This is a genomic window from Leptospira bourretii (assembly GCF_004770145.1).
Taxonomy (GTDB): Bacteria; Spirochaetota; Leptospiria; order Leptospirales; family Leptospiraceae; genus Leptospira_A; species Leptospira_A bourretii.
In genome coordinates, this window is the sequence record NZ_RQFW01000005.1 from 667,778 (window position 1) to 684,971 (window position 17,194).

The 17,194-nt window shown below is 39.4% G+C and carries 18 protein-coding genes and 1 tRNA gene; 14 read left to right on the plus strand and 5 right to left on the minus strand.

Translation table 11 applies throughout. The features are described 5' to 3' along the window. Window positions 1–3 precede the first annotated feature (3 nt). Genes EHQ47_RS04745 through EHQ47_RS04755 form a run of 3 tightly spaced genes read right to left on the minus strand, consistent with a single transcriptional unit; the run spans window position 4 to window position 4,794 of the window. Window positions 4–843: a hypothetical protein gene (locus EHQ47_RS04745; protein WP_135747237.1), complete on the minus strand. Its 840-nt coding sequence runs from the start codon at window positions 841–843 to the stop codon at window positions 4–6. After that, complete coding sequence (gene purD / locus EHQ47_RS04750; RefSeq protein ID WP_135747238.1) at window positions 843–2,120, minus strand: phosphoribosylamine--glycine ligase; 1,278 nt, start codon at window positions 2,118–2,120, stop codon at window positions 843–845. The genes EHQ47_RS04745 and purD overlap by 1 nt, the downstream gene beginning before the upstream one ends. Then, window positions 2,110–4,794, minus strand: a complete 2,685-nt coding sequence (locus EHQ47_RS04755) for a valine--tRNA ligase (RefSeq protein WP_135776649.1) — start codon at window positions 4,792–4,794, stop codon at window positions 2,110–2,112. Before EHQ47_RS04755 ends, purD begins: the two co-directional genes overlap by 11 nt. 116 nt (window positions 4,795–4,910) lie before the next feature. On the opposite strand from EHQ47_RS04755, the gene EHQ47_RS19660 reads away from it, so the two are divergent. The 5 genes from EHQ47_RS19660 to EHQ47_RS04775 all read left to right on the plus strand — a co-directional run bounded on the left by EHQ47_RS19660 (window position 4,911) and on the right by EHQ47_RS04775 (window position 8,423). Beyond that, window positions 4,911–5,060 (plus strand): hypothetical protein, encoded by a 150-nt coding sequence (locus EHQ47_RS19660; protein ID WP_002972862.1) that lies wholly within the window; start codon window positions 4,911–4,913, stop codon window positions 5,058–5,060. Between the two features lie 31 nt (window positions 5,061–5,091). Continuing rightward, window positions 5,092–5,538 (plus strand): thioredoxin family protein, encoded by a 447-nt coding sequence (locus EHQ47_RS04760; protein ID WP_135747240.1) that lies wholly within the window; start codon window positions 5,092–5,094, stop codon window positions 5,536–5,538. Window positions 5,539–5,571: 33 nt separating this feature from the next. Continuing rightward, window positions 5,572–6,147: a hypothetical protein gene (locus tag EHQ47_RS04765; RefSeq protein WP_135776650.1), complete on the plus strand. Its 576-nt coding sequence runs from the start codon at window positions 5,572–5,574 to the stop codon at window positions 6,145–6,147. A gap of 121 nt (window positions 6,148–6,268) precedes the next feature. Next, window positions 6,269–7,699 (plus strand): flavin-containing monooxygenase, encoded by a 1,431-nt coding sequence (locus EHQ47_RS04770; RefSeq protein WP_135776651.1) that lies wholly within the window; start codon window positions 6,269–6,271, stop codon window positions 7,697–7,699. Next, window positions 7,644–8,423, plus strand: a complete 780-nt coding sequence (locus EHQ47_RS04775) for a M23 family metallopeptidase (protein WP_238836558.1) — start codon at window positions 7,644–7,646, stop codon at window positions 8,421–8,423. Before EHQ47_RS04770 ends, EHQ47_RS04775 begins: the two co-directional genes overlap by 56 nt. A 22-nt stretch (window positions 8,424–8,445) precedes the next feature. Here EHQ47_RS04775 and EHQ47_RS04780 read toward each other — a convergent pair whose 3' ends face one another. Further along, window positions 8,446–8,757, minus strand: a complete 312-nt coding sequence (locus tag EHQ47_RS04780) for a hypothetical protein (protein ID WP_020776078.1) — start codon at window positions 8,755–8,757, stop codon at window positions 8,446–8,448. Between the two features lie 80 nt (window positions 8,758–8,837). After that, window positions 8,838–10,430, minus strand: a complete 1,593-nt coding sequence (locus tag EHQ47_RS04785; protein ID WP_135776652.1) for a sodium:solute symporter family protein — start codon at window positions 10,428–10,430, stop codon at window positions 8,838–8,840. Window positions 10,431–10,608: 178 nt separating this feature from the next. Here EHQ47_RS04785 and EHQ47_RS19665 point away from each other — a divergent pair, with 178 nt between their 5' ends. The 9 genes from EHQ47_RS19665 to pth all read left to right on the plus strand — a co-directional run bounded on the left by EHQ47_RS19665 (window position 10,609) and on the right by pth (window position 17,170). Then, a complete protein-coding gene (locus EHQ47_RS19665; protein ID WP_167483256.1) occupies window positions 10,609–10,752 on the plus strand; it encodes a hypothetical protein in 144 nt (47 codons plus the stop codon). Between the two features lie 327 nt (window positions 10,753–11,079). Then, complete coding sequence (locus EHQ47_RS04790; protein WP_135747824.1) at window positions 11,080–12,252, plus strand: ACP S-malonyltransferase; 1,173 nt, start codon at window positions 11,080–11,082, stop codon at window positions 12,250–12,252. After that, window positions 12,252–13,208, plus strand: a complete 957-nt coding sequence (locus EHQ47_RS04795; protein ID WP_135747823.1) for a WYL domain-containing protein — start codon at window positions 12,252–12,254, stop codon at window positions 13,206–13,208. Before EHQ47_RS04790 ends, EHQ47_RS04795 begins: the two co-directional genes overlap by 1 nt. 10 nt (window positions 13,209–13,218) lie before the next feature. Then, entirely contained in the window at window positions 13,219–14,130 is a 912-nt protein-coding gene (locus EHQ47_RS04800; RefSeq protein WP_135776653.1) for a 4-(cytidine 5'-diphospho)-2-C-methyl-D-erythritol kinase, read from the plus strand. A gap of 4 nt (window positions 14,131–14,134) precedes the next feature. Then, window positions 14,135–14,210 (plus strand) — tRNA-Gln (locus EHQ47_RS04805). 27 nt (window positions 14,211–14,237) lie between these two features. Next, window positions 14,238–14,999: a sugar phosphate nucleotidyltransferase gene (locus EHQ47_RS04810; RefSeq protein ID WP_135747821.1), complete on the plus strand. Its 762-nt coding sequence runs from the start codon at window positions 14,238–14,240 to the stop codon at window positions 14,997–14,999. Then, complete coding sequence (locus EHQ47_RS04815) at window positions 14,996–15,937, plus strand: ribose-phosphate pyrophosphokinase (protein WP_135634999.1); 942 nt, start codon at window positions 14,996–14,998, stop codon at window positions 15,935–15,937. Before EHQ47_RS04810 ends, EHQ47_RS04815 begins: the two co-directional genes overlap by 4 nt. 17 nt (window positions 15,938–15,954) lie before the next feature. After that, window positions 15,955–16,587 (plus strand): 50S ribosomal protein L25/general stress protein Ctc, encoded by a 633-nt coding sequence (locus EHQ47_RS04820; RefSeq protein WP_135601949.1) that lies wholly within the window; start codon window positions 15,955–15,957, stop codon window positions 16,585–16,587. 19 nt (window positions 16,588–16,606) lie between these two features. After that, complete coding sequence (pth, locus tag EHQ47_RS04825) at window positions 16,607–17,170, plus strand: aminoacyl-tRNA hydrolase (protein ID WP_004786830.1); 564 nt, start codon at window positions 16,607–16,609, stop codon at window positions 17,168–17,170. Window positions 17,171–17,194: the final 24 nt, after the last annotated feature.

Sequence of the window (17,194 nt, forward strand, 5' to 3'; positions counted from 1 at the left end):
GTTTTAAAACAAAGAATCTTTACGAAGTCGTTCTACTTCCCATTGGAAAATTGTTTCTCTGAGTTGCGGAGTGTTTCCTTCCACAGTTCCCACAAGAGAATAACTTGATTCTTTTCCGTATGTATCAGGCAAACGTTTGAGTATGAATTTACCTGACTTAATGAGTTCAATGACATGGAGTAAAAAAGGATCTTTTTCTTTCCTACTCATCTCTTCCATAGAATAATAAAAAGTAGAAAGACCTTTATAAAACCAATCGATGTATTCGTTTTTGCCGCGTGGCCAAATTTGTTCCAAACGAATTTCCGATTCTTGGACAAGCGACTTACCAAGGAAAGGTTTTTGCAAAACACGACACTGGGAATAAATTTCAAAGTTTAAATCCCGGTCTCCACCCTTTTCAAAATCCACACCGATCCAACGAATCCAAGATTTTTTTTCTTTGATGGATAAAGCAGGAATCAGTGCAAACAAATAACCTTGGTCTTTGAATATCCTTTCATGAGCCAGATGTTCTAAAATTTCCATTGGGATCATATAATGGCCTTTGGCCCATTCAATCACATAAGGGATGGATTCTAATTGAAGGTACTCAGGTGGAGTTTCCGAACGAATGATATCACCAAATTGCGTGAGGATAAAAATAAACGATAACAACTCTTGACGACTAAGACCCGAAAGCACACTTACCGATCCACTTAAGTTTTGAAGGGCACGGCGAATCATCAAATGTTGTTGGAGTTGGGTTTGGTTTTCAGACAAAATGATCCCTAGATGTTTTTCAAAATTGCGAAGGCTAACACGTTCACAATTTTTAAAATTTCCAGAGATACTAAATGGCATTAGAGAGCACGCCTTCCTATATCTTTTCGATAAAACGTATCTGGTGCTTTGATTTTCCCTAAAAACGCATAACAATCATTAATGGCGTCTTTTAAAGAAGTACCGAATGATGTGATTCCGAGAATTCGTCCACCATTTGCCAAAATTTGGTTTTCTTGGCTTTTGGTTCCTGCATGGTAAACCACCACATTTCCCTCATTTGGTGGAATCTCCAAAGGCATTCCTTTTTGTGGGGCGTCCGGATATCCTTTCGCTGCAAGAACCACAATGGCAGAGGATCCCTCTTTTAGTTTTAGATTTCTCTCCGGGAGATTGCCCATCGCAGAGGCATAAAAAATAGGTAAAATATCTTCATCCAACAAACGTAATACACACTGTGTTTCTGGATCTCCAAAACGACAGTTAAATTCCACTACATTGGGATTTCCTTCTTTGGTAATCATAAGACCAACATAAAGAAGTCCTTTATAAGGATGGCCCGAATTGCGAAATTCAACTAACATTGGTTCAATGACGAGTTCCTTAACTTTAGATAGAACAACATCTGTCACAATCGGTGCTGGTGCATAAGCACCCATCCCCCCTGTATTCGGTCCAATGTCTCCATCATACGCCCGTTTGTGGTCTTGGGCTGCAGGAAGGCACATATACCTTTCTCCGTCAGTGATGACAAAAAGTGATGCTTCTTCGCCTTCTAAAAAGGATTCCAAAACTACCTTGTTCCCACTTTCCCCAAACTTTGATTCTAAAAAGATTTCATCTAACGCCTGTTTCACTTCTTTCATTTCGAAAGCAACAGTGACACCCTTTCCGGCAGCAAGACCATCTGCTTTTACCACAAGAGGTAAAATTTCTTTTTGGGCATAACTCCAAGCCGATTCGTGATCTGTAAATACAGCAAAGGAAGCTGTAGGAACTTTGGCCCGTTTCATCATTTCTTTGGCAAAGTGTTTACTTCCTTCCACTTGCGCACAATAAGCAGAAGGCCCAAAACAAGGGATACCTATTTCAGCACACCAATCAGAGAGTCCGTTCACAAGAGGATCTTCTGGACCAACCACAACAAGATTTGTTCCTGAAGATTTTATATAATCAAAAAATTTGGATTTATCAGTGATGGATATGTCCTTTGGATCCAATAATAAATCTTTCGAAAAACCACCATTACCTGGGAATACCCGAAGAGATTCCAAAGATTTTGATTTAGAGATGACATCCGCTAACGCATGTTCTCTTCCGCCACTTCCAATGAGTAAAACTTTAAATTTATGTTCCAATTTTTTCTAAAGCCCTTACCGTACTTTCTAGTTTCTCTTTCCAGGTATTATACTTTTCTCTTTCTTTTTCTACGACGTCCGGTTTTGCTTTTTCTAAGAACGATGGATTGTTGATTTTGTTTTCCAACTTTTCCATTTCCAATTGGATTTGTTTTTTCTCTTTTTCCAATCGTTGTTTTTCTTTTTCAAAATCAAAAATACCTTCCAAAGGAAGAAAAATTTCTCCAATCGAAAAAGCACCTACGGAATCTGTATTTTTTGCTTCATAAGAATCTAAAAATTCCAAACTCTCTGCTTTAGAAAGTTGAAGGATGGATTTGATTTCTCTTTCCATCATTTCTTTTAATTCTTTATGATTACACTTGATGATGACCTTACATTTTTTCTCAGGTTTCACTCCGAGTTCTGCACGCATGTTTCGAATCTTTGTAATGATCTCACGCACCAGTTCCATACGAACCACAGCCGGTGCGGAATCAGAAACTCCATACGGTTTTGGAAATTCAGTTTTTGCAAGTTCGGTAGTCTCAAGTAAAGAATGGATTTCTTCGGTAATGAAAGGCATAAACGGATGTAAAAGTCCAAGTGATTTTTTCAAAACACTCACAAGCACAAACCGCGCTTTTTCTTGTGATTCTGGAGTTACATTCCCATAAACACGAGCTTTGGTTAATTCCAAATACCAATCACAGAACGATCCCCAAACAAAATCATAAACAGCATTTGCCATTTCGAAAAAAAGATAACCGGAATAAGCTTTTTCATACTTACTAAGCATCCGATCAAATTCATTCAAAATCCAAAGGTCAGTATCTTCTAAAGAATTAAGTTCTGGTTCTTTGGCCTCGAACTCTTCCGGTAGGTTCATAAAAATAAATCGGCTTGAGTTCCAAATTTTATTACAGAAAGACCTATATCCGTCTAACCGCGATTCGTCGAAAAGAATATCCTTTCCTTCCGGTAAAACGGCTGCGAGAAAAAATCGAAACGAATCGGTTCCGTATTTACTCATCATGTCCAAAGGATCCACTACGTTTCCAAGGGACTTACTAAACTTCTTACCATCTTTATCACGAACAAGGCCATGGATGAGAACCTTATGAAAAGGAACATCCCCCATAAATTTAAGACCATTCATAATCATCCGAGCTACCCAGAAGAAGATGATATCAAATCCAGTCACGAGAACGGAGGTAGGATAGTATTGTTTGAGTTCGTTTGAATTTTCAGGCCAACCAAATACAGTAAAAGGCCAAAGTCCGGATGAGAACCAAGTGTCCAAAACGTCTTCGTCTTGTTTGATGGTCTCTTTTGTAACACTCACACCTTTTTTAGAAAATAGAGATACTGCTTCTTCGATGGATTCAGCTACCACCATCTCACCGTTTGGTGCATAATAAGCTGGAATACGATGGCCCCACCAAAGTTGGCGAGAAATACACCAATCACGGATATTTTCCATCCACTCAAAGTATGTTTTTTCCCACATCTTTGGTTGGAATTGAACCTTTCCAGATTTCACAACTTCAATGGCAGGTTTTGCAAGAGATTCAATTTTTACAAACCACTGAGTCGATAACAACGGTTCGATGACCGCTCCCCCTCTTTGGTTGTGTCCTACGCTGTGGATATGCGTTTCTATTTTTTCAATATAACCATTGGTTTCGAGTTCTTCCACAACTCGTTTACGAGCTTCAAACCGGTCGAGTCCATTGTACTTACCAGCATGTTCGTTTAGAGTCCCATCCAAGTTCATAATATTGAGTGGAGTGAGTTTCAAACGAAGTCCCGCTTCATAGTCATTGATGTCATGGGCCGGAGTGATTTTCACAAGCCCCGATCCAAATTCTTTATCTACGAAGGAATCAAACAAAACTGGAATTTCTTTACCGGCTATTGGTAAAAAGACAAACTTATCTTTTAAATCCGTATAACGAACGTCATCTGGGTGAGCACAAACAGCCACGTCACCAAACATGGTTTCGGGCCTTGTGGTTGCGACAACGATGTATTCACCTTTGGTAAGAGTTTTTGGATCTTTGGATTTAAACTCTGCTTTAGGATATTTGATATGATAAAGTTTGCCTTGTTTTTCTTTGTACTCGACTTCAATGTCAGAGATCGCGGTTTTAGTCACCGGGCACCAGTTGATGATTCGTTCACCACGGTAAATGAGACCCTCATCATACAAACTACGAAACACTTTAATAACTGCTTTGGAAAGACCTTCATCAAACGTAAATCGTTCGCGCGACCAGTCTACCGATTCACCGAGTAACCGCTGTTGTTTGGCGATCATTCCACCAGAATGAGCTTTCCATTCCCATACTTTTTCGATAAATCCTTCGCGAGTAAAATCAGTTCTAGACTTTCCTTCTTTTCCTAACTCACGTTCCACGACTACTTGTGTGGCAATCCCAGCATGGTCCATTCCAGGAACCCAAACTACATTTTTACCTTTTTTACGTTCGATACGAATGATGATGTCTTGGATGGTATGATTGAGTGCATGACCAATGTGTAAATTCCCTGTAACGTTTGGTGGAGGGATGACGATCGAAAATGTTTCTTTGCGAGAAGAGTCAGGCGCGAAGGTTTTTTTTTCTTCCCAGGTTTTTATCCATTTGGGCTCTACAGATTCGGGATCGTAACGGTCAGGTAGCTGTGATTTCATAGGGTCTTTGGATTTCTTGCACTTTACTATGTTTCGTAAAGAGTTTAGGGGTCAAGGATGAAACAGCAACCAAGGTTCGCATTGACAGAAAGGCGAGGCAAAAGAATCTGGTTGGCATGAACGCAAAAACAGCAAAAATCCTCGGCAAATATGCAACCTTCAAAGGTGTTTCAGAAAAACAATTGAAACGCGATTGGTTGTCTCTTTCCCATATCGATAAAGATAAAAAAAGACAAGAAATCCTTAAAGAAATCGCAAAGAAATAAGATATGCGGAAGTTTCCTTCCGCTTTTTTTTATGGAACGTAAGTTTCGAACTCTTCTCTCTCTTTTAATTTTTGGGTCCTCTCTCTCCGCTCTTTCTCATTGTTTCAAACAAAGTGACATAATATTTTCCCAATATGAAGAAAATTTGGTTTTGGCAAAAAAATCCAACCGAAAGCTCATCGTTCTTTTTGGTGCCGATTGGTGTCCCGACTGTAGAGCATTAGATGGGATTTTTGGGGAACCAGAACCAAAGGCTATCCTCAAAGAAAATTTTATCCTCTTCAAAGTCGATGTGGGTCGTTTCGACAAAAATTTAAGTCTAAATGAAAAACTAGGAAACCCCATTCAAAATGGAATCCCTGCTCTTGTCATTTTGAGCCCAGAAGGAAAAATTCTCACTTCAACAAAAGGCGGAGAGTTCTCTAACGCCAGTAAGATGACAAAAGAACAAGTTCTAGAATTTTTATATCATCTTTAGGAGAAGTTTGTTTTTCACAAACTATTCAATTTTATGAACCGAACCAAAAACCAATTCACAAAAAATTTGTTTTCATACAAATTCAAAACAACGATTCAATTCTTAAAAAACACAAGTCTATCTCTTATTATACTTCTAACTTTTTCTCTTTCCGCAGAAGAACCGGCCGCCCCGACACTTGCTCTTGGAAACTCCCTGCCTGAAATCAATTATACAAACCAGTGGGAAGAACCAAGTCCAATCCCTATAGATACTACAAAGGTGATTTTTATTTCTGATATGGATGCTAGTAAAATTATCCATCCCATTTTAGAAAAAGAAGGCAAAGGATATTTGGAAGGAAGGCATGCAGTGCTTATCTCCGATATTCATAAAATGCCTTCCCTTATTTCAAAGTTTGTGGCACTTCCAAAAATGAAATCTTATCCATATACTCTTCGTTTGGTGAGAGAGGAAAAAATTGCAGATCCTTTTCCAAGAACAAAAGGTTCATTAACCCTGATCCAATTGAAAGCTGGTAAAATAACAAAGATTCAAATCTCCAATATGGAAACAGAGATTCGTTCTTTTTTGGAAACCCAAGAAAAACCTTCTAAATCCGATCGTTAAACATTGAATATATGTCAAAATAACTCTTTTTTTACTTAGAAAAGTAAAATCTTCTTGATAACGACGTTCTGAATTCTGAAAATCTCTCCCTAAGTCTATCTTTAGTTGCGAGAGAATTACTATGCCACTTCCTAAAGTTTGTGTGATCGGGGCCGGTTCCTCCGGTATAACAGTCATTAAATCTCTAAAGGAAAATGGAATTCCTTTTGATTGTTACGAAAAAGGAAGTGATGTGGGAGGTAACTGGCGTTACAAAAACGACAATGGCCTCAGCAATATTTACAAATCCCTTCATATCAACACGCACAGGGATCGAATGGAATACCGTGACTACCCGATGCCCACAAATTATGCGGATTATCCAAACCACGAACCCATTCAAAAATACTTTTTATCCTATGTGGATCACTTTGGACTTCGTAAACACATCCAATTTAAAAACGGAGTCAAAAAAGCAGAACGAACCGAAGAGGGAATTTGGAAAATCACTCCAGAGAAAGGACCAGTTAAATACTATGACGTGTTAGTTGTTGCCAATGGACACCATTGGAGTGAACGTTGGCCCGACCCCGCCTTCCCTGGAAAATTTTCGGGCCAAGTCATGCACTCACATTCTTATGTAGATCCAAAAACACCCGTTAATTGTGAAGGAAAAAACGTAGTCGTTCTTGGAATGGGAAATAGTGCAATGGATATCTCCGTGGAACTTTCTAGGCCTGGTGTTGCCAAAAAAGTATTTTTATCAGCAAGACGTGGTGCCTACGTCATTCCCAACTATCTATTTGGAAAACCATTAGATAAATTAACAGAGTATACACCCCATTGGGTTCCTTTTTTCATCCAACAAACACTCGCTCACCTTCTCATTCGTTTTGGTGTCGGAAAGATGGAAGACTTTGGTTTACCAAAACCAGATCATAAGTTTGGTTCAGCACACCCTACCATCTCTCAAGATTTGCTTGTAAGGCTTGGACGAGGGGATATCAAACCAAAACCAGTCATCACAGAACTCAAAGGGAAAAAAATTGCCTTTGCAGATGGAACAGAAGAGGAAGCGGATGTTCTCATTTACTGTACAGGATACAATATCAAGTTTCCATTCTTTGATGAGGATTTTATTTCTGCTCCCAATAATTACATCCCACTTTTTTATAAAATGATCAAACCGGGAATCAATGATTTGTTTTTTGTAGGTCTTATGCAACCGTTAGGTGCTATTATGCCACTCGCTGAATGCCAAGGAAAATGGATCTCACAATATCTTACTGGAAATTATGTATTACCCTCTAAAGAGGACATGGAAAAAGCCATAGAAAGTGACCAAGTCAAAATGCAAAAAAGGTATGTGAGTAGCACGCGCCACACCATCCAAGTAGATTACGATTCTTTTCTATATGAGATGAAAGAAGAGATGGCAACCGGTAAAAAAAGATCGGCAAAACTCGGAAACCATTTGCCAATCGAAGCACGAGCGGAATTCCTTTCGGAAGGACGTCATGATTCTTCTAAATCTTCGAGAACTTCTAAAAAGAAATTGGTTCGTAGCAGATAACCATTTTTTTCCTTTCTTTTTCACAATCTGTCTTGCGCTCCTCGGGACAGGTTGTGCCTCCAAAGGATATTCATACCAAGGAAACCCTCTCTTTGGATGGATGGAATCCTCCGGCGAAGTTCGCACTACAGACCCGTATCCCATTCTAAAACGATACCCCTCTTTCCAAGCCACTGACTTCGAATTTCCTGTTGGTGGAAAATATGCGGAAGGATATTACTTGGCTCAAAAGTTTGGAGCCGAAAATGGAAAGTTTGGCGGGAGAAAACATTTAGGCGAAGATTGGAATGCAATCACTGGTGGTGATAGTGATTATGCAGCCCCAGTCTATGCTTTCGGGAATGGAGTGGTATCTGAAATTGCCGATTATGGTGGTGGTTGGGGTAAAGTGGTTAGAATTGTGCATTACCATAATGTCGGGAATGGAGATTTTTGGTTTTTAGAAACTGTTTATGCCCACCTTCATACCATTGATGTAGAACCTGGACAATTGGTGAAAAAAACAGAATGGATTGGAACGATTGGAGATGCTAATGGAAACTATCCCGCGCATTTACATTTCGAACTTCGTTCAATCATCGGTGGACCGTTAGGTGGGGGTTATGCACTAAAAACAGAAGGTTTTTTGCCACCAACAAGGTGGCTCATGCAATATGGACCAAAGGAAAAATCTTTTTCAGAAGAAAGTTTTCAGTTTCTGATGGAAAAGGGTGGAACCCTTTAATACAATTTTGTAATTTACGAAATCAGTAACTACTAATAAAACCTAACACTTCGTCTTCTTTTTCAGCATTTGTGTCATAAAAATTACAATGGATTTCATACAAAGGTTCGTTTCCAAGTTTTTCACATTTCAAAGTTTTTACAAGAAAGTCAACAGAACCTGTCATAGAAATCATTTTTAAAGACACTTTTAAAATAGATGGTACTTCTATGTCATAAGGATGGAGAAACATAATCCCTCTAGCACTAATGTGTTTTTTAGAATCATAATCCTTAAGCTGTTCCAATTGAACTTCGAATGTGGCTGGAATTTCTGTATAATGATTTGGTTTCATGGTCTTGGTATATACTGCAACAAACATAGAATGATTAATACTCTCATTCAATTACTATTTTATGACGTACGTATAAATCTTTATGCAAAAATGATATTAAACCCGGCAAGAAGGACAATCAGTCCAACACCCCAGGCTAAAATTCTTGGATCCCAAAATGGATTTGTTTTGTCCCTATCCGAATAAATTAATCCATGAAGATCCTTTCCTGGAACTTCCGTTTCAATCAAACTTACGATCACCATAGTTAGAAAACAAACCAATCCGGAATAGATAGCACCATAAAAATTAGAAACCATATCCGATTTGTAATATATAATCTTTAGTGAATATAGTATAAAATGAACCAATCCACTTCCTGTTCCGAATAACATTCCATAAAAGGCGCTCCATCCAGACGCTCGTTTCCAAAACATCCCTAACAAAAATATAGAAATGAGTGGTGCATTAAAAAAGGAAAATAACAGCTGTATGTAGTTCATGATGTTTTCAAATTGCATTGCGATATACGATGCAAAAATGGCAAAAAAGACTGCAAACATTGTACAAAGTTTTCCAATTTTTAAATAATCCTTATCTTCTTTGTTTTGATCGATATATGTTTGGTAAATATCATACGTAAAAATAGTATTCATTGCCGTAATCGAGCTAGACATACCTGCCATAAATGCTGCAAGTAGAGCAGTGGTACCAAGACCTAACATTCCTGCTGGATAAAAGTTTTTTAGTAATATTAAAAAACTTTTATTATACTCTCCATTCATCTCTTTTGAAAATTCAGTTAATGCAATTAACCCAGGGTTGACTGTTAAAAATGGTAAAAACAATTTAAATACAGCACCGATGAGTGGAGTTCTTCTTGCTGCTCTGTAATCTTTTGCAGCCATTGCCCTTTGCACTTCCGTAAACCCACAAGTCCAATAAGAAAAAGATAATACAAAACCTAAACCAACAGTGACACTTAACAAGTCCCAACCCAGTTCATTTTTTCCATTTGCGAGCCCCAACCACATATGTTTATGTGAATTTGGAATTTTTTGCATAAGTCCATTCCAACCGCCTAACCGAATCAATCCGATAATCACAAGGGGAAACAAACCGAGAACCGTTAAAAAAAATTGCATCACCTCTGTATAAATAGAGGAACTGAGTCCACCAAAGTATGTATAAACCAAAACAATAAAGGCACTAAATAAAATGGAAAGATGAGGATTCCAACCAAACATTGTTTCAAAGACCAAAGACAAAGAATAAAGATAAATCCCTGATCCAAGAGCTAACGATAACAATGTGATGGATGCGTTTAAAAGATGCGCAGGTCGGTTGAACCTGTAACGTAGGTATTCAGGTACACTTCGTATTTTGGAAGAATAATAAAATGGCATCATAAAGATCCCAAGAAAAATCATCCCTGGAATGGCACCTAAGTAGTAAAAATGGAAGGTCAAAAAGCCGTATTCCGCACCACTGGCGCTCATCCCGAGTAGTTCCAATGCGGAAATATTGGCAGAAATAAAAGCAATCCCCGTGATCCAACTGGGGATCTTTCGCCCCGCCAGGAGAAAATCACTCGATTGGTTCATGGATTTCTTCAGGAGAACCCCAATCACAATCATGAACCCAACAAAAACCAAAAGGATTAAATAGTCAATGGGGCCAAGGGTAACGAACATACGCTCGTAAGTGATGCGAAAATTAAACTTTGTAAAGAGGAAATCCCGAATGACAAGGCTTAGAAATTATTTTCCTACAAAAATTTCCAGACTAGCCGACACTCAAGGTAACTCTTTGATTGAAAAAGACTTTTCGAATTATGTCACATTGCTAGATTCGGAACCACCAGGAGGATCTATGTTCTATCTTCTTTTAGCCCTTCTCCATGAAGACTATTCGTCTGGAAGGATCGACTTTTCTACCTATTTTGAAAATATCGTTCTTCTCGCCTTGGACCACGAACGCATTAAATCCAATCTCGAACAAAGTAAAGCTGCCTAATTCGGTAAATGGTGGAAAAGGAAAAGTAAACTCACTTACCTTTTTCACCGGGTTTCCTTTGAAAGTCACTGAAAATCGTAACTGACTTTCGTTTTCCACTCAGTTTCCAAGTCCACTAGATCGAAAATGAAACTCACTCACTCTTTTCACTCAGTATTTTTTAATACGGACGCTCCAAAGTAACTCACTTCCCCTCTCAATCCGCTCACCAAAGCCAGTGAGTGTAAAATTCCACTCCCTTTCTTAGGTTCCTCCCTTGAATTTTCTCCTTGTTCTAGGAAGTCCGATCTGTACGGTAACAGAAAAATCATATCTCAGGAAGATTAAATGACATCGGCCAAACTCCTTACTGCCACCCTCCAAAATTCACAAAAATTTTTCCTTCAATTTGGAGGACAGGGTTCACCTTATCTAAAAGAACTCGTAAAATTATACGCAGAACCAGAACTAAAAGAATTTTTCGAAACCAGTTTCAAAACCATCGCTGAAATCGCTGCCCGTGATGGCAAAAGCCCACTCCTTAACGAAGGATTTGATTTCAAATCTTGGATCGAAAATCCAGATGGCGCTCCTTCTGAAGATTATTTAGCTCGCGCACCGATTTCTGTTCCGGGAATCTTTATGACCCAAATTGCCAATTACGTTTTGGTTTCAAAACGTGGTTACCCAACAGCGGATCTCATCAAAGCAACAGGTGCTGTCAGTGGACATAGCCAAGGGGTGATTGCTTCTGCTCTTGTTGGTCTAGGAAAAGACGGAGCCGATTTTTTAAAGGCATATTCAGACTTCTTAAAATTCGTTTTCTATCTAGGATTTAACGGACAAAAAGTTTATCCTAACTTTATTGTTTCAGAAGAAGTAGTCAAAGAAAACGAAGCCAATGGAGATAAAAATCCTGCGCCTATGGTTGCAGTGATTGGTTATACAAAAGATGAATTAGAAGAAAGAGTGAAAAAAACAAATGACTCTCTTGGACTCAAAGGACAAGACACTGTTTTTATTTCTCTTTACAACACTCCTGATTCCATGATTCTTTCTGCGCTTCCTTCTTCTTTACTTGCATTCCGTAAACAATGGAAAGCAGAGATGGACGAGAAAAAATTTAAGTTTGTTTATTTGAAAACAACTGCACCTTTCCACTGCCCATTTATGGAAACGTCGCTTGATAAATTCAATGCAGAAGATGCATCTGTGGTTCCATTTCCTTATACTGGTGCTGATTTAAAAGTTCCTGTATACAGTATCTACGATGGTCACAACTTACAAAAAGATGGAAACTTACGTGACATCCTTTTTAAGATGGTCCTCATCGAGCCACTTTACTGGGATTTGGCGATTGCTCCTATTTTCAATGACAGTGCCATTAACACAATCATTGACTTTGGACCAAGTGTAGTAAGCCAAAGATTAACTGGTGGACACTTAAAAGCAAAAAACATCGAAAAACAATCATTATGTGCATCTAATGCGAAGGAATTAAAAGTAATTCTAGAAGCATAATGAATCCATCCACTGCTCGAGCCGCTTCCAAATTAAATTTAATCCGCCTTCTGGCTTCACATCCAGAAGGTCTTGGACTAGAAGAAATTCAAAGTGTCACTGGTCACAAATCAATCGCAACTCTCAAAAAAGATTTAGGTGAGTTGTATATGATTGAGATGTATCCTTATTCACCAACCGATGCAGTCGATTTAGATTTTGATGGGGAGAAAGTAAAAATCCGACTCCCCATTGCCGTTGATTCTGCACTTCCACTTTCGCCTAAAGAATGGTCTCTCCTTCGTTCCCTTTTAACCAACGATTCAAAATCCGAAGATTCTAAAGTTAAAAAATCAATTTTATCTAAAATTGATGCAGTTATTCCTGCTGGTGACTGGTCTCCTTACCAAAAAACTAAAGAAACCATCATTGAAGCCATTGACGCAAAAAAAACACTAACAATTGTTTATTGGAAAAGGGATACAAAGGAAAAAGAAACAAGGACTTTGGCTCCCTGGATCCTTTGGGAAGAAAGTGATTCTTATCTTTTGGCTTATGATCTTTCTAAAGAAGGGTTCAGATCCTTTCGATTGGATTATATTTTAGATCTTAACATTTCTGAATCCAAATATCCAAACTTACCTGATACAGCAGGTGAGTTTCTCGAAGGGTTCAAACAATTATTTGGTGCCGATACGGAAAACAAAGAAATTGCAAAACTTTGGATCACGGATGGAGCTTCTTATCATTTGGGAATGAAACTGAACCTTACGCCGACGGGTAACCAAAAACAAATTGGTGATTCTAATTATCGAGAGTTCCAAACACCAATCCGAGACCAAAACTGGTTTATCCAAACAATTATTGGTTACGGTAATTCAATTCTTGTCTCGGAGCCGAATGAAATCAAAACCTCCATTCTACTGCATTTGCAGTCGCTAGCTCCCTCCAGACAAAATCTCCATCCGCAAACATAGGAAACTTTTCTTGAAATCTATCTCACCAGGAAAGATTAACATTGGATTGTTTGTTCCTTACAAAAGAGAAGATGGGCTACACGAAATTCGGAGTGTTTTTGTTCACATTAGTTTGGGAGATCCGATGGAGGTGGAGATAAACCCTCTACCTGAAGGTTCGAACTCTGTGCTTCATCTCGTTTCCGAAAACCATCTCCAAGGATACCGCCACTCAAAGTTCGAAGAAGTTTCCGAAAGAGGCGATTTTACAAAAAACATCCTCTACAAGAGCTTTCAAAAGTTAGTCACTTACCTTTCTCACCCAGTTTCCGTCTCTATCCATTTACAAAAATATCTCCCGCCAGAAGGGGGAATTGGTGGTGGGAGTAGCAATGCCGGGTTTTTCTTAAAAGAACTCTTCCCTTTGACAAAACTTTCCAAGGACGAGCAGATTTCTTTGGCAAAGTCCATCGGTGCCGACGTCCCCTTTTTCCTTCAATCCTCTGCTTGTTTTGTGAGTGGGATTGGCGAGGTGCTAGAACCTATTTCTGTAGCCAAGGGAACAGGGATTTTGGCCATCCCTCCCTTCGGACTTTCTACCGCATCTATGTACGCAGGCCTTCAAAAAAGTTTACAAAAACCCTATGGTTCCCAAGTATGGAAATCTCTGGCAGAGGATTTAATTCGAAGTCTTCAAGTCGGGGATTGGGCATACCTGCAAAACAGGCTTGAGAACGAGTTTGAAAAAATCGCTTTTCAGACCCAACCCTTACTAAAGGAATTGAGATTAGGGTTTTTTGAGTCGGGAGCAGTCTATGCTTCTTTATCGGGTTCGGGTTCTTGCTTTTACGGCATTTATCCTTCAGATAGAGAAAGAGACGAAGCCCTTCGCATTGTCTCCAATCGATTTCCCGATATGGAATTTCGAACGTTCTCTTTTTAGAAACTGGCCTGTAGCCAAGCGGTAAGGCAGCGGTTTTTGGTATCGCCATTCCCTAGGTTCGAATCCTAGCAGGCCAGCCAGTTTTAAAAGATCCGATAGAACGAACGATGAACCTACATAATACTGTAACTGCTGTTATTTTGGCGGCGGGGAAAGGAACTCGAATGAAGAGTGAACTTCCCAAGGTTGCGGTTGTACTGAACGAATCACCACTTTTACTTCACGTTCTTCGTAATATCGAATCCGCCGGCATCGAACGAAAAGTCGTCGTTGTTGGTTACCGCAAAGATATCGTTACCGATATCGCAAAATCATTTCCCGGTGTGGAATTTGCAGAACAAACAGAACAATTGGGAACTGGTCATGCAGTGATTTCTGCAGAGAAACAGCTAGCACCATACACTGGTTATACGATAGTCGCATGCGGAGACGCCCCACTTATTTCTGCAAAATCATTTTCCGAACTCATAGAACTTCATAAAGCTAATGGATATTCCGCAACTGTTCTTTCCGCTAAGATGGAAAACCCAACTGGTTACGGTCGTATCATTCGTTCTTCCGATGACGGTAGCCTTCTACGCATTGTAGAAGAAAAAGATGCAAGTCCCGAAGAAAAAGCGGTAAACGAAGTGAACACAGGAACATATTGTTTCAATACTGAGGAATTGTTTGGTGCACTTAAACAAATTGGCAATGACAATGCTCAGAAAGAGTATTACCTCACAGACGTGATCAAAATTTTTAGATCGTTGGGAAAAAAAGTCGGAGCAAAAACCTTGGCGAATGCTTTAGAAAGCCACGGTATTAATTCTCCTGATGATTTGGCTCTCGCAAAACAATATATAGACAAAGGGTTGGTTGGAGTATGAATCCCAGCGAAGTAGTTGTATTTTCTGGAAATGCAAATAGACCTCTTGCAGAGGAAATCTGTAAACACTTGGGCATTCCGAACGGCCAAATCTCGGTCAAAAGATTTTCTGACGGAGAAAGTTCTGTAAAAATTGAAGAAAACGTTCGTGGACGAGATGTGTTTGTGGTTCAATCCATAAGCTATCCAGCTAACGACAGTTTAATGGAGCTTTTACTCATCATTGATGCTGCAAGAAGAGCTTCTGCTCGTCGTATCACTGCAGTCATTCCTTATTATGGATATGGCCGCCAAGACAGAAAGGTAGAACCAAGGGTTCCGATTTCTGCTCGTATGGTAGCCGACTTGATTGAAACTGTTGGTCCAGATCGTGTTCTCACAATGGACTTACATGCTGACCAAATCCAAGGATTCTTTCGTATTCCTGTGGATCATTTGTATTTTTCACCTGTTCTTGCTGAGTATATCAACTCCCTCAATATGGAAGACCTCGTGATTGTTTCGCCAGACTCTGGTGGTGCAGAACGAGCTCGTAACTTTGGGAAAAAAGTAAACGGATCACTTGCCATCATTGACAAACGTAGACCAAAAGCTAACGAGTCTGTGGTGATGCATGTCATTGGTGAAATCAAAGATAAAAACTGTTTATTACTTGATGATATGATTGATACCGGTGGAACCATTGCCAAAGCAGCAACCGCATTGTATCAAAATGGAGCAAAATCGGTATTATGTTGTGCATCTCATGGAGTTCTTTCTGGAGAAGCACCAGCAAAATTAAATGAAGGAAACTTCAAACAAATTGTGCTCTCAAATTCTATCAGCATTCCGGAGACCAAAAAAATAAATCACTTGAAAACGCTCTCCATCGCCCCACTCTTTGCTAAAGCCATCGAGCGGATTCATAACGAAGAATCAATCTCTAGTCTGTTTTCATAACTTTAAGGAACATAATCATGGAAAAAATCAGTATCAAAGCACAAACAAGAACTTCTAAGGGAAAAGGTCCTGCAAGAAGAATGCGTGTGGAAGGTTTAGTACCGGCGAACATCATCGGAAACGGTGAAGCAAGATCGGCAAGTGTTGTCGAAAAAGAAATTCAAAGACTCATCGACTCTGGAATCCGTAAGGCAACTCTCATCGACCTCGAACTCGATGGTAAAACAGAAAGAGTTTTCGTAAAAGAAATCCAAAGATTTCCACACACAGGTCAAATCCGTCATATCGACTTCTTTAAAGTAACTCCTGGTAAAAAGATCCTTACTACAGTAGCGATCAAAACATCTGGCGTGGCAAAAGGTTCTAAGGCTGGTGGTCAGTTCGAACACTTAGTTCACGAAATCAAAGTGAAGTCTACTCCAGAAGATTTAACTGACGTGATCACAATTGATGTAAGTGGTTTGGATATCGGAGGTATGATTAAAGTTTCCGAACTTCCTCACCCAGCATCTTGGGAAATCCTCGTAAATGGTGATCCGATTGTTGCTTCTTGTAGCAAAACAAAAGCGATCCTTGCTGCTGAACGTGCTGAAAAAGCGGAAGCAGATAGCAAAGGCAAACCAGCAGCGAAAAAAGCTGGAAAGAAATAAGATCCTCTTTTAAGAACCAATGAAGTTAATTGTAGGGCTAGGAAATCCTGGCGATAAATATAACAACAATCGATCTAACATTGGTTTTAAGATTCTCGATGTCATCGCCAACAACATTGGCATCGAAATCAAAACAAAGAAAAAGAAATCTCTCATCGGTCGTGGTGACTTTGAAGGGGACGAAGTGGTTTTACTCAAACCACAAACCTTCAGTGACCTTTCCGGTGAGTCGGTTCTCTACATTGCCTCCTTTTTAAAAATCCAGGTAAAAGACATTGTTGTCATCCACGAAGACGTAGGCCTTGAATTGGGCCAAATCGTAGTCACCAAAGGTGGAGAAAACGACGTCAACCCTGGGGTCAACTCGGTTTCTGTCTCATTACGATCCCCCAATTTTATACGAATTCGGATCGGCGTTCTTAATTCGAGCTTCAATCCTAAAAAAAGAGAAGAATTTTTACGTGAAGATTTTGAGCCATTAGAGAACCTGAGCTTGATACAGATCATCAATGACGCCGAAGCGGCGATTCGTTCCATATCCATGGGGGATATTGACGAAGTGATTCAGAAATATCACCTTTGATTTCAGTCTAATCATCGAGAAGTC

Bases quoted from the DNA above. Each gene is read 5' to 3' on its own strand.
- pth (WP_004786830.1), top strand. From the start codon at position 16,607: ATGAAGTTAATTGTAGGGCTAGGAAATCCTGGCGATAAATATAACAAC.
- EHQ47_RS04745 (WP_135747237.1), bottom strand. From the start codon at position 843: ATGCCATTTAGTATCTCTGGAAATTTTAAAAATTGTGAACGTGTTAGC.
- EHQ47_RS19660 (WP_002972862.1), top strand. From the start codon at position 4,911: ATGAACGCAAAAACAGCAAAAATCCTCGGCAAATATGCAACCTTCAAA.
- EHQ47_RS04770 (WP_135776651.1), top strand. From the start codon at position 6,269: ATGCCACTTCCTAAAGTTTGTGTGATCGGGGCCGGTTCCTCCGGTATA.
- EHQ47_RS04795 (WP_135747823.1), top strand. From the start codon at position 12,252: ATGAATCCATCCACTGCTCGAGCCGCTTCCAAATTAAATTTAATCCGC.
- EHQ47_RS04790 (WP_135747824.1), top strand. From the start codon at position 11,080: ATGACATCGGCCAAACTCCTTACTGCCACCCTCCAAAATTCACAAAAA.
- EHQ47_RS04785 (WP_135776652.1), bottom strand. From the start codon at position 10,430: ATGTTCGTTACCCTTGGCCCCATTGACTATTTAATCCTTTTGGTTTTT.
- EHQ47_RS04780 (WP_020776078.1), bottom strand. From the start codon at position 8,757: ATGAAACCAAATCATTATACAGAAATTCCAGCCACATTCGAAGTTCAA.
- EHQ47_RS04765 (WP_135776650.1), top strand. From the start codon at position 5,572: ATGAACCGAACCAAAAACCAATTCACAAAAAATTTGTTTTCATACAAA.
- EHQ47_RS04810 (WP_135747821.1), top strand. From the start codon at position 14,238: ATGAACCTACATAATACTGTAACTGCTGTTATTTTGGCGGCGGGGAAA.
- EHQ47_RS04775 (WP_238836558.1), top strand. From the start codon at position 7,644: ATGATTCTTCTAAATCTTCGAGAACTTCTAAAAAGAAATTGGTTCGTA.
- EHQ47_RS04815 (WP_135634999.1), top strand. From the start codon at position 14,996: ATGAATCCCAGCGAAGTAGTTGTATTTTCTGGAAATGCAAATAGACCT.
- EHQ47_RS04820 (WP_135601949.1), top strand. From the start codon at position 15,955: ATGGAAAAAATCAGTATCAAAGCACAAACAAGAACTTCTAAGGGAAAA.
- EHQ47_RS04755 (WP_135776649.1), bottom strand. From the start codon at position 4,794: ATGAAATCACAGCTACCTGACCGTTACGATCCCGAATCTGTAGAGCCC.
- EHQ47_RS19665 (WP_167483256.1), top strand. From the start codon at position 10,609: ATGTTCTATCTTCTTTTAGCCCTTCTCCATGAAGACTATTCGTCTGGA.
- EHQ47_RS04760 (WP_135747240.1), top strand. From the start codon at position 5,092: ATGGAACGTAAGTTTCGAACTCTTCTCTCTCTTTTAATTTTTGGGTCC.